The following is a 13,412-nucleotide window of genomic DNA, read 5'->3' as shown; positions in this document are numbered from 1 at the left end:
CCTTCCGCCTGCTTATAACAGGGAAACGATGGTTCGATGAAGGCGGTGGAAGCCCAAGCCTTCACAACAAATGGCGAAGCGCCGAAGGGAGAGTTGCGGATGATCGAGGACGGCAAGATTTTCATCGGCGCGAGCCGCAATCCCGACGACAGCATCAACAAGCCGGAATATCTCGACCTGAAATTCGGCAACCGCCACGGCTTGGTGACGGGCGCCACCGGCACCGGCAAGACGGTGACGCTGCAGGTGCTGGCCGAAGGTTTTTCGCGGGCCGGCGTGCCGGTCTTTGCAGCCGACATCAAGGGCGATCTTTCCGGTATCGCCGCCAGGGGCGAGCCCAAGGATTTCCTCACCAAACGGGCCGAGCAGATCGGCTTTGCCGATTATGAATTCGATCAGTTTCCGGTGATTTTCTGGGATCTGTTCGGCGAAAAAGGCCATCGCGTGCGCACCACCGTCGCCGAGATGGGGCCGCTGCTGCTCGCCCGGCTGATGGATGCCTCCGAACCGCAGGAAGGCGTCATCAACATAGCCTTCAAGCTCGCCGATCAGGCCGGGCTGCCGCTGCTCGATCTCAAGGATTTCACCTCGCTGCTCAATTATATGGGCGAGAATGCCAGCGAGCTTTCCAGGCAGTACGGGCTGATCTCCAAGGCCTCCGTCGGCTCGATCCAGCGGGCGCTGCTCGTTCTCGAACAGCAGGGTGCGGAGCATTTCTTCGGCGAACCGGCGCTGAAGATCACCGACATCATGCGCACCAGCAATAGCGGCTATGGCCAGATCTCCGTGCTGGCCGCCGACAAGCTGATGATGAACCCGCGCCTTTACGCCACCTTCCTGCTCTGGCTGCTTTCGGAGCTGTTCGAGGAACTGCCGGAGGTCGGCGACCCCGATAAACCGAAACTCGTCTTCTTCTTCGACGAAGCGCATCTGCTCTTCAACGACGCGCCGAAGGTCTTGGTCGAACGCGTCGAGCAGGTGGTGCGGCTGATCCGCTCCAAGGGTGTCGGCGTCTATTTCGTGACGCAGAACCCGCTCGACGTGCCGGAAACGGTGCTCGCCCAGCTCGGCAACCGCGTCCAGCACGCGTTGCGCGCCTATTCGCCGCGTGAGCAGAAGGCGGTGAAGACGGCGGCCGAGACCTTCCGCCCGAACCCGGCCTTCGATTGCGCCACCGTCATCACCAATCTCGGCACCGGCGAAGCGCTGGTCTCGACGCTGGAAGCCAAGGGCGCACCGTCGATTGTCGAGCGCACCCTGATCCGACCGCCCTCCGGCCGCGTCGGCCCGCTGATCGACGGCGAGCGCCAGCAGGTGATGGACAAGAGCCCGGTTCTCGGCATCTATGACGAGGATCTCGACCGCGAATCCGCCTTCGAGATGCTGACGGCGCGCGCCAGGAAGGCGGCGGAAGCCGAGGCCGCCAAGCGGGCGCAGGAGGAAGCGGCCGATCAGCCCGGCACCACCTCCGGCTGGAGCCTGCCGGGCTTCGGCGGCGACGACAGCCGAGGCCGCGGCCAAGCCCGCGGCAGGTCCTCCGGTTACCAGCGCGAAACGGTGGTGGAAGCGGCGATGAAGAGCGTCGCCCGCACGGTGGCAACCCAGGTCGGCCGGGCTCTGGTGCGCGGGATCCTGGGGAGCTTGAAGCGGTAGGTCTGAGTCCCTTCTCCCCAGCGGGGGACCAACGGACGGGTTGAGACCCGCGGCTCAACCCAGGTACTGATGCCGGGAAGCAGATGAGGGGTAAGCGGCAGAGCCGCGAATGCGCTGAGCGCAAGCGAAGGGCAATGACTGGTGTGCCGTGCGGGCCCCTCATCCGACCCTTCGGATTACCGACCTGGGGTCGAGCCACAGGTCTCGACCCGGGGAGAAGAAGAAGCAAGATCGCTCTCTGCTGCCCAATTGGCTGCGTCGCCTTGAACCGAAAGCCTTCATTCCCTAAATTACCCGCCATCGATCATTTCAACAGGATGTGTGCCGCAATGGATTTCAACCCGATCGCAACGCCAGTTCGCCTTGCCAACGGGGAAGTCCATATCCATGCCTGCATCCATCACTCTCTCCCAAATTTCGTGGGCCACGCCTGACGGGCGGTCGCTTTTTTCCGATCTCGATCTCAGTTTCGGCAGGGACCGCAGCGGTCTTGTCGGACGCAACGGCGTCGGCAAGACGACGCTGCTGAAACTCGTCTCCGGCGATGTCCAGCCGAATTCCGGGTCGATATCGGTCAACGGCAGCCTCGGGGTGCTGCGTCAAAGCGTTCAGGTCGCAGCCGATGAAACCATCGCCAATCTCTTCGGCGTGACAGGGGCGCTCGAGCTTCTTCGTCGTGCCGAAGCCGGCGAGGCAACGGCCGACGAGCTGACCTCGGCGGACTGGACGCTTCCGGCGCGGATCGCAGCCGCGCTCAACCGGACGGGGCTCGACGCGGAGCCGCAGACGCCGCTTGCCGCACTTTCCGGCGGGCAGCGCACACGCGCCGCGCTTGCCGCGCTCATCTTCAGCGAGCCGGATTTCCTGCTGCTCGACGAACCCACAAACAATCTCGACCGCGAAGGCCGCGCAGCGGTGATCGCGCTGATTTCAAGCTGGCGGGCCGGCGCGGTCATCGTCAGCCATGACCGGGAATTGCTCGAAAGCGTCGACCAAATCGTCGAACTGACCTCGCTCGGCGCGACGCGCTACGGCGGCAACTGGAGCCATTACCGAGAGCGCAAGGCCCTCGAGCTTGCCGCCGCGCGACATGATCTTGCCGAAGCCGAAGGGCGCATGGCGGAGGTTGCCAGGAAGGCGCAGGCGAATGTCGAGCGTCAGGCACGCAGGGACAGCGCCGGGCGGAAGATGGCAGCCAAGGGCGGCATTCCGCGCATCATGCTCGGCGGCATGAAGGAGCGGAGCGAAACCACCGGCGGCGACAATACGCGCCTTGCCGAACGACGGCGCACCCAGGCCTTTGAAGAGGCAAGGGCGGCGCGCGAGAAGATCGAGATCCTGCAGCCTCTGTCGGTGAGCTTGCCGACGACCGGGCTGGCGGCCAGCAAGATCGTGCTGAAGATCGACGGCGTGACGGCAGGTTACCGGCCGGACGATCCCGTCATCGACAATCTCTCCTTCGACGTGACGGGGCCGGAACGCATCGCCATCACCGGGCCGAACGGCTCGGGCAAGACGACGCTGCTCGCGCTGATCACCGGCGAGCTGGAAGCCTGGGCCGGCACGGTCGCGGTGATGACCGGTTTCGCGATGCTCGACCAGAAGGTCAGCCTGCTCGATCCGTCGGCTTCGATTCGTGACAATTTCCGCCGAATCAATCCGCAAGCCGATGAAAACACCTGCCGGGCCGCGCTTGCCCGCTTCATGTTCCGGGCCGATGCTGCATTGCAGAGGGTTTCGACCCTCAGCGGCGGCCAATTGCTGCGCGCCGGCCTTGCCTGCACGCTCGGCGCCGCGCCGCCGCCGCTGCTGATCCTCGACGAGCCGACCAACCACCTGGACATCGACTCGATAGCAGCGGTCGAGGCGGGTCTCAGCGCCTATGACGGGGCGCTGCTCGTCGTCAGCCATGACGCAACGTTTCTCGAAAACATCGGCATAACGCGGCGGCTTGAATTGTGCGGCGGCGATGCGGGCGGCTGATTTCAGGAGAGCAGCAGCGCCCTCCACCACCGGCACCTCCCATTCCCTGCCCGCCTATAAGAGCGCGGCCTCCCCCAACCGAGGCCCGAGAGGGCGTAGCCTCGAAGCACGCCGCAGCATTGCTTCCTGCATCCTCAATCTCGATTGCTCCACTAGCCCGTTTCGCCGGAAAAGGCTTCATGTCGCCTATTCGAGAGCGATGCCATACTTGCAATACATAACGCATTCAACCTATTGATAGCCACCGCGGCGGCTTGGGGGGGAAGGGTCATGACTATGGAAGAGGCGATCGGGCATCGCGCAGCCCAAAAGTGGAGCCTTTGGAGAAGCGCCAATATTGGCATGGCGTTAGCGCTGTCATTTTGTTACTTCAGGTCGCGAACGGTCGAGGCTTTGTACTCGCAAACTACGCCCACACTCGGAGTGCGGAAACGATTAGCGCTTTAGGTGGACAGGCTCTCGCCGCACCACTACTATTTGTTGTGATTGCAGCCATACGAAATCTTTTCAAAAGGGGACAAGCTAAGCCGAACGCAAGTGCCATTCGGGGGCAATCACCTTCGCGGCGCTCTTTGTCACAATTTTCGTCGGCCTTTTACCTACGGAGAGTTTGTGTTCTCTCGCGACGAAGCAATTGGTGGCGAAGCTCGACAATCATTCATAGCTGACGCCCAATTTGCGTGCGTTCAGAAGCAGGCCTCACTCAACCAAGCTATTACCCAGCAGCAAATCCAAACCTATTGCTCCTGCATGACCGAGAAGATGGCTGACGCCACGACGTACAAACAATTGGGCACTGAACTGGCTGCCAAAGACCTCGCGGACCTGCAGCAAAAGGTTGTAGCAATAAGTAACCTTTGCCGCCAATGACTTCTGAAGGGCGCAATGCTGGTGCAGATATGGTGAGCCATTGCGATGCTTCTGATAACGATGGCGCTCCTGATTCTCGACGAGTCGACCGACCATCTCGACATCGACTCGATATCAGCGGTCGAATGACGGGGCGCTCATCGTCGTCAGCCAGGACGAGATGTTTCTGCAAAACATCGGCATAACGCGGTGGGGAGAGCAGCAGCGCCCTCCACCACCGGCACCTTTCATTCCCAAACAGGCTGTGAGAGCGCGGCCCCCTCCAACCTCCCCCATGCTGAGGTGCGAAGCCCACGGGGCGTAGCCTCGAAGCATGCCACAATATTGCTTCCTGCACTCCTCGGACGCGGCCTCCCTTGCCTCATTTTGTTGGCAATGGTATTTCCATTCTGCAACCCTTTCGAGAAAGGAGGATCACGCCATGCAGTATTATTTCCGGTTTAATCGCCAGCGTGGTCCCGTCGACGCCCTGCAAATGCGTTTTCACGACATTATTTGTTGTTTTAAATCAGTAGCTTAGGTGCCAGTGCCTAATATTGGTGCCTAAAAACACCAGTGGGTACTTTGTACAGTCGAGTCAAAATTTCCCCTGACCATTTCAAAAAATGGGAGAGGCGTGGAAACGGCCAATTAGCGTTACCTTCAAGGTAATTTGAAACGATCGGCTTCAGTGGCGCTCTAGGGACAGATCGAACCGGCTATGGGAGCTACTCTTCTGCAAAAGCAGCGGCAGCAGCGTCTAGCGCCAAGAACATTGCCGGCATTTCAGTGCCCTCGCCGTCCTGATGAGCCGACCCGTTGGCAAAACGTTGAAAGCCGTAACCTTCATAAATGTCGGCGACTTTTCCGTTCGCTGCATGTAGAGAAAGCGCATAGACCCCGACATTTTCGCGAACCGCAAGACAACGCTTAAGAGCGTCTTGCATAAGCAAAAATCCTAAACCGCTTGAGCTAACATTTTTGTCTCTTGCGATTGCACCCATGTAGATAGTCGGAACGCGCCGATCCTTATATCGTGCGTCAACCTCTTCGTTCATCCCAGCCTCGAATGTCATCAGAGTAAGGGAATAAAAACCGAGCGGCACGTTGTTTTCATCAGCACATGCGACAAAAACCCGCTGGGTGTACGAATTGTGATTCTCTGCCGCCCATTTGCGGAAAAACCCTTGGATCGGGCGATATTTACATGAAAAAGCCTCTCGCGGATGTCCAGCGAGAGGCTCAAAACGAACCTTCATCTGCTCCATTAAGTGTTACCTTGAGGTAACCACATACTGATCGCGAGCAGCACGAAGCGCAGACACGAGGCCTTTCGGCGCTTGCGGCTTAATTTCCATCGAATCGACCAGCTGCTTCAACATACCCGTATCACGCACGACTGGAACCGGCGTAAATTCACCGTCGTTTTTCAACAGTGCGACCATCTTAGTCTCCCTAACGTCACTTCGACGTTCTGCAGCATAGTGCCACGCTAACCTTCAACAGTTGGTTTACAGTCAGCCAAACTGGTCGAAGGCGTGAATTGTTCCTGGCGTTTGCTCAGTCAACAATTTGTTGAATAATGGATTAGCGCAAACTGACGGTCGGGTCAATTAGACTTTGATGGTGACGGCAAGTCCCGCTAGTGGTCGTCGTGTCCATGTCGCACATATCCCGACAGTTGAATTCAGACAATAGGCGGGTGGCCGAATGCCGTATTCAATGACTGTGATCGTCGGTAAAATCGCCTCAAGTCAACGAAACTTGAGGTCGAAACACTATGGGAATTCTTGCCGAACAGCTCAAGAACCAAAAGGAAGCACAGGTTCCGCAAGGTATCGTCTCGGTCACGCCGTCCGATACCGTATCGCTCACCAAACCGATCCGCGCCTTCATGGTCACGGTCACGGGGAACGTCTCGGCGGTCTTTGCGGATGGTTCGACCGACATCATTCCGGGTTGCGTTCCAGGCATTCAGTACATGGCGAAGATCACCCGGATCAATCTGACCGGGACGACGTCCACAGGCATCAAAGGGCTTTTGTAGCCTAGCCGATCTGACGTTCGATTTCGGCGCGGAGAAAAGCTCTGTACGATTCAGATATGGATTGCCGGGCTTGCGCCGCCCTGCGTCTTTGCGCACTCGCTTCACCGACGATCAGCGTCACACTGTCAACGCTGATGCCAAACCGCTCGACAAGGGAATCAATCTCGTAACCCCGATCCCACAGGTCGATGAGCTTGCGCTTTTGCGCGGTAGTGATCTGATCTTCTGCCCGCTGTTTCTTAGGCATGTTTGACTTTCGCTAGTTGATGGCGGCGGGAACTGTTCGGGAAACCCGCCGCCTGATAGCGCGCCAAGGAACGAACGCGCTATCAAAAGAAAGAGCAAGCCGTGCGGACCTTTCACAGCTTGCTGAAACGCTGGTCGACATCGAAGGACGGCAAAGGAAACGCCCTTGGTCCTCGACCAGTGCGTACTACCGGTTACTGACGGGATGCTTCCGCGAAGCGACGTGCAACCGCTTCGGCTTCGTCCTTTTCATAGGCTTCGGCCACAGCTTCGCGGTCGTCTTCCATCAGCTTTTGTGCAGCTTTGGCGATGCTGACACCATGGCGGTCCGAATAGCTCTTAACCAACCGGTCATAACGGGTTTCATTACTCATGTTGTGGGGTTCCTCATTGTGGGATTTGGTGATGGCTTCGCCACGGATCGCAGCGAGCATTTTGGTCAACAGCGCCTCTCCTTCCGGGGTCGGTGTATAGGTCGCGGGAGGTGCAATGACCGGAGCGGCAGATTTCCAGATTGCAACGTTGGCGAATTGATTAGCGCCACGCTCGACAAGGGAAACTTCTGCCAGTTCGATGTTCTTCAGCCTCGTTATCGGCTTGGTGCGATCACCATCAGCCGATTTCATGATTGTGACAACTGCACCGGTTTGTGCCGGGTGATCGACCGCCGAAACCTCGTTGATCCGCAGATGTGTGATGATCTTGCGTTCCGGCTTCATGCGCCCGCCTTCACAAGACCGTTAAGCCGCTGCCGATCGACAAATTCGAGCGAGAGCGCACCGCGCGATTGAATATGAGCAAAGCGACCAACGCCAGCATGATGAAGGGCGGAATCTACAAGACCCGCGTGGCTGAAGGTGTGCCCCACCCACGCCACGCGTCGGTCATACTGACGGGAAAATTCAGCACCGGCATCGGCACGCTCTTGAAGAAGATCGGCAAGCGCCTTCATCGCAGAATCAATGCGCGCCGCGAGCTTGACCAGATATTCAGCGGCTTCCGATGCTTCTTCGCGGAGGACTGCAAGCTTATCGGCTTCAGCTTGTTCGGACTTGACGCGTTCGGCGGCTTCAAGTTCTGCAACCTTGGGAAGGATGGCAGCTTCCCGTTCTTTGACGAACTTGCGAAGCTCTTCAAGCTCGGTTCGCGGATCGGGGCTTTTCGTTTCGGCTTTCGCCATGTAACGTACTCTCAATTGTTTCGCTGACAGGACTATAGCGGCCGGGTGGACCCATTGAATAGATGGGCCATCGGCGGCTTTACTGCGTCTATAGTTGACATGCGGCAACAGTCACCAATCAGTCGCCGGATTGTGGTAATCGACCAGCGGGATCAGTTGCGGCGCGGCCAACATCAGTTGCGACCTTTGCGGCTTTGTCACCAACCAGAGGCACCCGGCGAGTGCGTTCGCTGCATCGTCCGTTCCATTGCGCGGATGATCCACGGATTCGCGCCCTGACGATGCCAGCCGGCGTTCAAGGTTCTTCAGTTCCCGGACGGTGGGGGCTGTCTTACCTTCCGCCATTTCAACACGGCCCTGCATGAAGACCGGCAACGCTTCCAGATACAGTTGCGAGCGGTTCAACATCGCCCGGTTGTAGGTCATCCCAAGCTTTGTGAAGGTGCCGGACACCCACGATCCGGCGAAATTGTCGCCGGTGATTTCCCGAACTTTGTATTCCTGGCACAGTGAAACGAATTCAGCCGCGACGGCTTGCGGGTCATGCGGAGCCGGTCGCCAGTAAACTGCATCAGCAATGAACTTATTACCCGCTCCGTGCCCGATGCAAAGAACAGAAGCATCATGCCGTCCGCCACTCATGTCCACGAAGGCGGAATAGCGAGGAACGGTCGGATCATACGGCAGGAATTCCGGTCGACTGTGAACAATCGCATTTTCTACGACTTCGTCGGCGAAGAGCGTCGAAAGATCGGAACGCCAAGCGGAGTCATATTCCGACCGTCCCGCTTCCGGATCGTCGGCGATCGCCGCGTCAATCTCCCCTTTGTCGATCGTCAAGTTTAGGTCGGTGGTGCGCGCTTGAATAACGAGATCGGTCGCGGAGTCCTTGCCGAAGTGGTCGCGCCAACGATCGAACATGAGGCCGGACTTGCGACCCGCCGAACTGATCGCAATCCACAGGCCCTGTGTGGTCAATGTGGCGGGCGTGATGGCGCGATAAAGTTCAGTATCGTTCGTATCGCGTAGGAAGCACGATTCATCGACAAGGGCGGCTAGAAGCGACTTACCGCGCACGGTGCGTGGATCGGCAGCTTGAACGATGATTGCCGTGTTGCCCTTCAGTTTGATTTCATTCGCAGTGACGCTTTCAATCTCTTCCTTCAGCAGCGGTGAAGCCTGAAGGAAAGCTAAGGCGTAGTCGAAGATCGTGGTTGCTTGTTCTTTTGTCGGCGCGAGGATCATGACATAACCCGTCTCGCCCGGCGCGAGTTTCGAACGATCGGCGTACAAAGCAAGCGAGACGCCCAATGCAGCGACTTGGCGGCTCTTCCCGCTACGGCGACCGGAAACGATATGTAGACGACGCACCGGAGCGACAGGAACGGCGCGCTGACCCGCTACGGAACGAAAGAATGCGTGTTCATGAGGCAGGAGCGTCTGCCCAAGGCCAAGCGCCGCTTTCCAGATGGTATTCCAGTTGCGCCAATTGTTCATGTCGCCCAACGCCGCACCGATCAGGCGAGCATCGGTCATGGCGCGCATGACGTTCACATAGGCGTTCATCGTGCGTCACCGTACGTTTCTGCCATGTAGGTCTTCAGGTCGAGGGTCTTGACCGACTTGCCGAGTCCGACCATTGCCGCCGTTCTGTTCCGCGTGTTTGTCAGTGTCGCAAGTTCCCCGATCGGCACGGCTTGAGGATCACCGGCCAAGATCAAAGAATGGTAGTGATCAATCACGGCTGTCATCGTGGCAACCGACTCGATCAGCTTGATCTTGACGGCGGACAGAGTGTCGATGCCCCCGGCGTCATCAACCATTTCATCCCGCAACTTCACGGCGGCGCGGTAAGCGCTGGTTCGCTGATCTAGATCGGAAAGCGTTTGGAGCTTCACCTTACCCGATACCGGGGGCACGCGAGGTGCAACAGAGGTGGACCCATCGTCATGATGGGCAGTAAGTGGGGCGCTAACGCCGGGTAAATCTCGCATTCTTTCACCTTGTTTCGGCACTCTTGGGCACTAGAATACGTGCCGAACCGGTGATTGCATATACTTTACAGATGCTTAAGGCTGTTCACCCATGTCCAGTTTACGCCTTTGATGGGCGTTCGCGGGGGATTTGGTGGATAGCCACGCCGGCCGCGCGAAGAAAAAGTTGGCTGAACGGCTCACGTCCGGGTTTGCTTTCCGACCGTTCAAAACGCACCGATCGTACCGTTCTCGACGATCGCAGCATGATCACAGGATTGCGGACGCTGCTGGATCGATGGTGAATGATCACAGCCAATGACGTTTGTGACGTTTGTGACGTTTGTGACGTGTTTCCTGGTTCAGTCCGTATAGGAAAAATATGTACTATGTAACGAATGCTGAAGCATGGATTCTATTACGTTCTATATGTCGGAAAAAACGTCACAAACGTCATAAACGTCATTTTTTGTTATCTTTCAGCTACTTGACGAATGACGTTTAGCCCCAACAAACGTCACGGCAGCGATCAAACGTCACTAAAGAAAAACCCCGGCCAATCAACCGGGGTTTTTATCGCCTCATGCCGCTGCGAATGATCGTCCGGTATCGCCGGGTAGCGCTAGGGGCTTAAATGAACGCCCCTTCCACCCACGCGTTGCGCCTGACCTGGACTCCATCATTCCGCGTTTGCGCAGTTGCTTACCAAGCCTTCGCATGTTGCCCACCTCATGACCGTTGGAACTTGCCCAAAAGGTCCACGATCCGAATATCTCGGAGTTTGAAGCAACCGCCGTCGCGTCCGTCGTCGAAACGTCCGCCAACCATTGACCGACGACGTCTTCAGAATCGATATATTCGGCGGTCGCGCGCAACACCACGTCAGGAGCTTGGAGGCCGACCGTTTGCCACTCGACGCAGCCGTTCAAAGCCCAACGAAGGACGCCCGGCCACTCGACGCGAAGTTTTTCGACTAGGTGCTTGTCTCGCTGGTCCGGGGTCACCGTCGTCGTGAATGGCAGGAAGTTGAAGCGACGTCGAACATCGTTCCCGGCGCTGGTCAAGCTTGGGGGCTCATTGCATGCGAACAGCAATTTGCAAGTCGGCGTGAACTCGAATGGATCGCCTCGCATTGAATTCGCCTGAATGGGATCGCCCGCCGAAATCTGCTTAATGCGACCCAGATTCCATGTCACCTGATCGGGCATTTCGGGAACGGAAACCAGTCGCTTGCCTTTCAACGATGCGATAAAGGTCAGGTGCTGTGAGTTCCGCGTGTTGACGAATGTTTCGGTCGCGGCGGTCGTGGCATAACTCGCAAGCAAGCTGCCAATCGTCGACATGAACACGCCCTTGCCGTTACCCCCGTGACCGTGAAGAACGAACACCGCGTGTTCCGCTGATACGCCCGTCAGGCTGTAGCCGACGACGCGCTTCAGATACGAAATCATCGCGTTGTCGCCGCCCGTGGTCGTGTGAAGAAACCGGAGCCACGTCGGGCAATCCTCTTCATCGGACGGCGCGACGGCGGTCATTTGCGTGAAGCGATCTTCGGGCGTGGCGCTCCGGACGATTCCGGTTCGAAGGTCGATCACTCCTGACGGTGTATTCAATGACCAAGGATCGCGATCGAACTCGGTCAGTTGGACATGCATTTGCGGATTCGCTTCGGCCAATGCCTGCGTGTTGCGGATCGTCGGCAGGGACCTAATCTTGTTGCGCTGCGCTACGCTGATTATTTCAGGAAGGCGTTCAACTAGGTCGGCACAGGTCTTACGGATATCATCACGAACCGTATAGTCGCGACGCCACACGGACCCGTCGAACCGCAACCACTCGCCCGTTTGGGGGCAGTATCTGATTTCATTCGAGTGGGTCCGAACGAAAAACTGCGAAATCTGGTCTTCCGATGCCCCGACTTCGTCCGCGTCAAGAACGATTCCGGTCATTCCCGGCAAACTGGGAAGGTGGCCGACGCCGGGAAGCCCCGGACCCGCTGACATGGCGGGCGCGGATTTGACCACGTTGTAAAATGCGCTCGAACCCTTCAACGCCTTGCCGATCGTGATTGCTCGATAATCGGGCCGGGTTAGCCACTTGTCGCGCTTTCCGAGCGCTGACATTCCGAACAGTCGTTCCATGCGCTTTGCCCATCGACCCGTGAAAAAAGCAAGGTGCGCAAGCAACGCCAAGTCAGCTTCAGACGCGCCGGCCGGGAAAAACTTCTTCAACGCTTCTTCGTCGCCGTGCCACAGATCGGCGAACGTTGCCTTGTTGCCGAACATCTGTTGAATGCCGCCACGGCTGGAAAGCATCAGACGAATTAGATCGTCGTCGTTTTCCGGGGCGGTGCAGCCTTCGCACGGACCATCCGGCAATTCTTCGATGTGACTTTCAGCCACGGATGACGCCGGAAAGGCGGTCAGGAGCGCCGCCGGCGTGTAAACCGCGTTGTTGAAGGGTTGGGCAAGCGAAGCCATCACCGGGACTCGCCCAAGGGCCTGTTTCTTGGCGTCAGGCCAATTCATGAGTCCAGGCAAACGAAGTGCGTGATCGGCCGACCAGCACCGATCAGCCTTGAACCGGTCGGCAATCCCCCGGTTGATCTGTTCGATGGTCGCAACGTCCGTCTGTTCGTTCAGCCACCACAGCGCTTGAAGTCCACCACCTGTGGAAATAACCACAGACGGCGCGCCGCGCGTGACCAGATCGGCCAGCGCGGCAGCTTTGTCCCACGCCGGGTTATCCTTCGGCGGGTCAATATCGACATGTGCGAAACGCACGCCCGCAATGTCTGTTTTCTTGGGCTTTTTGTTCAGGCCCGGAATGACGACAGGCGCGGAATAGTAGACGTTGCGCATGGTATTTTGTGCCGCTGCCCAATCAGCTGCCCCTTGCCAGTCTGTTCCAAAGAAACGCCCAGTCGGGCGCTCCTCCGGGGCGTCTGGACGGATAGAGACTAGGTGAATCTGAGACCTTGCGAGATAATCACGAAGGAAAGTTTGAAGATCGCTCATTCGGCACCGCCCGATACGTCACCGAAGAACATCAACGGATCATCGGTCACGACGTGCACTAAGTTTTTGCCCGCGATCTTAAGCCAATGATTAAGACGGTCTTTGTCTGTGACTACCACAGCCGCATGTCGGTTGTTTCGCACGGCTGAAACAAGCGCAGGCATCAAGTCCGCCATGTCGTATGGGCAGGTAATAATCGTCCACGTCGGATCGGCGTCGCGAAGGTCTTCCAACGCGGCGGCGGACACATCGTCGGTCAGGAAGGCTATCGAAGCTTCTTGGGGTGTCCGAACCCCCCTTACAAGCGCCACGACTTCAATACCGTTATTTTCGCATATCGCCATCACAGCGGAAGCCAGATCAAGTGGCGTTTCGAAGGGGCCGGGATGATAATGTGGGCGCGGAACTTGAATGTCCGCGTCGGAGATATTATTTCGCATTTGAATGTATTCCTGATTTCGCTG

General features: G+C 57.9%; 13 protein-coding genes. 3 read left to right on the top strand and 10 right to left on the bottom strand.

Features of this window, described 5'->3' with window-relative positions:
- Positions 1-99: 99 nt before the first annotated feature.
- Together N2597_RS04400 and N2597_RS04395 are read left to right on the top strand one after the other, a co-directional pair.
- Positions 100-1,653, top strand: coding sequence for a helicase HerA-like C-terminal domain-containing protein (locus N2597_RS04400; protein ID WP_077994763.1), 1,554 nt, complete (start codon positions 100-102; stop codon positions 1,651-1,653).
- 387 nt (positions 1,654-2,040) lie between these two features.
- A complete protein-coding gene (locus tag N2597_RS04395; RefSeq protein WP_183599802.1) occupies positions 2,041-3,636 on the top strand; it encodes an ABC-F family ATP-binding cassette domain-containing protein in 1,596 nt (531 codons plus the stop codon).
- A gap of 699 nt (positions 3,637-4,335) precedes the next feature.
- Here N2597_RS04395 and N2597_RS04390 read toward each other — a convergent pair.
- The 3 genes from N2597_RS04390 to N2597_RS04380 form a co-directional block, all read right to left on the bottom strand.
- Positions 4,336-4,602, bottom strand: a complete 267-nt coding sequence (locus N2597_RS04390; protein ID WP_164519009.1) for a hypothetical protein — start codon at positions 4,600-4,602, stop codon at positions 4,336-4,338.
- Between the two features lie 611 nt (positions 4,603-5,213).
- The gene (locus N2597_RS04385; RefSeq protein WP_183599800.1) at positions 5,214-5,753 is read right to left on the bottom strand and encodes a GNAT family N-acetyltransferase; all 540 of its coding nucleotides are present in this window, start codon (positions 5,751-5,753) and stop codon (positions 5,214-5,216) included.
- Between the two features lie 6 nt (positions 5,754-5,759).
- Positions 5,760-5,930 carry a hypothetical protein gene (locus N2597_RS04380; RefSeq protein ID WP_183599798.1) on the bottom strand — a complete coding sequence of 57 codons (171 nt, stop codon included), beginning with the start codon at positions 5,928-5,930 and terminating at the stop codon, positions 5,760-5,762.
- Positions 5,931-6,265: 335 nt separating this feature from the next.
- Here N2597_RS04380 and N2597_RS04375 point away from each other — a divergent pair, with 335 nt between their 5' ends.
- Positions 6,266-6,532, top strand: coding sequence for a spike base protein, RCAP_Rcc01079 family (locus N2597_RS04375; RefSeq protein WP_183599796.1), 267 nt, complete (start codon positions 6,266-6,268; stop codon positions 6,530-6,532).
- Position 6,533: 1 nt separating this feature from the next.
- On the opposite strand, the gene N2597_RS04370 is transcribed toward N2597_RS04375, so the two are convergent.
- From N2597_RS04370 to N2597_RS04340, 7 genes are all read right to left on the bottom strand, one after another.
- Positions 6,534-6,779 (bottom strand): hypothetical protein, encoded by a 246-nt coding sequence (locus tag N2597_RS04370; protein WP_183599794.1) that lies wholly within the window; start codon positions 6,777-6,779, stop codon positions 6,534-6,536.
- A gap of 193 nt (positions 6,780-6,972) precedes the next feature.
- Positions 6,973-7,497 carry a hypothetical protein gene (locus N2597_RS04365; RefSeq protein WP_225881486.1) on the bottom strand — a complete coding sequence of 175 codons (525 nt, stop codon included), beginning with the start codon at positions 7,495-7,497 and terminating at the stop codon, positions 6,973-6,975.
- Positions 7,494-7,958 carry a hypothetical protein gene (locus tag N2597_RS04360; protein ID WP_183599792.1) on the bottom strand — a complete coding sequence of 155 codons (465 nt, stop codon included), beginning with the start codon at positions 7,956-7,958 and terminating at the stop codon, positions 7,494-7,496. The genes N2597_RS04365 and N2597_RS04360 overlap by 4 nt, the downstream gene beginning before the upstream one ends.
- A 111-nt stretch (positions 7,959-8,069) precedes the next feature.
- A complete protein-coding gene (locus N2597_RS04355) occupies positions 8,070-9,524 on the bottom strand; it encodes a terminase large subunit domain-containing protein (RefSeq protein ID WP_183599791.1) in 1,455 nt (484 codons plus the stop codon).
- Positions 9,521-9,856, bottom strand: coding sequence for a hypothetical protein (locus tag N2597_RS04350; RefSeq protein ID WP_183599789.1), 336 nt, complete (start codon positions 9,854-9,856; stop codon positions 9,521-9,523). Before N2597_RS04350 ends, N2597_RS04355 begins: the two co-directional genes overlap by 4 nt.
- Positions 9,857-10,512: 656 nt before the next feature.
- On the bottom strand, positions 10,513-12,948 hold the full coding sequence (locus N2597_RS04345) for a phage/plasmid primase, P4 family (protein WP_183599787.1): 2,436 nt from the start codon (positions 12,946-12,948) through the stop codon (positions 10,513-10,515).
- Positions 12,945-13,388 (bottom strand): hypothetical protein, encoded by a 444-nt coding sequence (locus N2597_RS04340; protein WP_183599785.1) that lies wholly within the window; start codon positions 13,386-13,388, stop codon positions 12,945-12,947. Before N2597_RS04340 ends, N2597_RS04345 begins: the two co-directional genes overlap by 4 nt.
- Between the last annotated feature and the right edge of the window lie 24 nt (positions 13,389-13,412).

Origin of the sequence: Rhizobium sophoriradicis, assembly GCF_025200795.1 — a bacterium.
Lineage (GTDB): Bacteria > Pseudomonadota > Alphaproteobacteria > Rhizobiales > Rhizobiaceae > Rhizobium > Rhizobium sophoriradicis.
Note: the sequence above shows the minus strand (reverse complement) of the source record. Positions and strands in the feature narration are given on the sequence as shown.

Coding starts and splice junctions, on each gene's coding strand:
- N2597_RS04355 (WP_183599791.1), bottom strand. CDS start 9,524: ATGAACGCCTATGTGAACGTCATGCGCGCCATGACCGATGCTCGCCTG.
- N2597_RS04390 (WP_164519009.1), bottom strand. CDS start 4,602: ATGGTCGGTCGACTCGTCGAGAATCAGGAGCGCCATCGTTATCAGAAG.
- N2597_RS04345 (WP_183599787.1), bottom strand. CDS start 12,948: ATGAGCGATCTTCAAACTTTCCTTCGTGATTATCTCGCAAGGTCTCAG.
- N2597_RS04375 (WP_183599796.1), top strand. CDS start 6,266: ATGGGAATTCTTGCCGAACAGCTCAAGAACCAAAAGGAAGCACAGGTT.
- N2597_RS04360 (WP_183599792.1), bottom strand. CDS start 7,958: ATGGCGAAAGCCGAAACGAAAAGCCCCGATCCGCGAACCGAGCTTGAA.
- N2597_RS04380 (WP_183599798.1), bottom strand. CDS start 5,930: ATGGTCGCACTGTTGAAAAACGACGGTGAATTTACGCCGGTTCCAGTC.
- N2597_RS04340 (WP_183599785.1), bottom strand. CDS start 13,388: ATGCGAAATAATATCTCCGACGCGGACATTCAAGTTCCGCGCCCACAT.
- N2597_RS04400 (WP_077994763.1), top strand. CDS start 100: ATGATCGAGGACGGCAAGATTTTCATCGGCGCGAGCCGCAATCCCGAC.
- N2597_RS04385 (WP_183599800.1), bottom strand. CDS start 5,753: ATGGAGCAGATGAAGGTTCGTTTTGAGCCTCTCGCTGGACATCCGCGA.
- N2597_RS04365 (WP_225881486.1), bottom strand. CDS start 7,497: ATGAAGCCGGAACGCAAGATCATCACACATCTGCGGATCAACGAGGTT.
- N2597_RS04370 (WP_183599794.1), bottom strand. CDS start 6,779: ATGCCTAAGAAACAGCGGGCAGAAGATCAGATCACTACCGCGCAAAAG.
- N2597_RS04395 (WP_183599802.1), top strand. CDS start 2,041: ATGCCTGCATCCATCACTCTCTCCCAAATTTCGTGGGCCACGCCTGAC.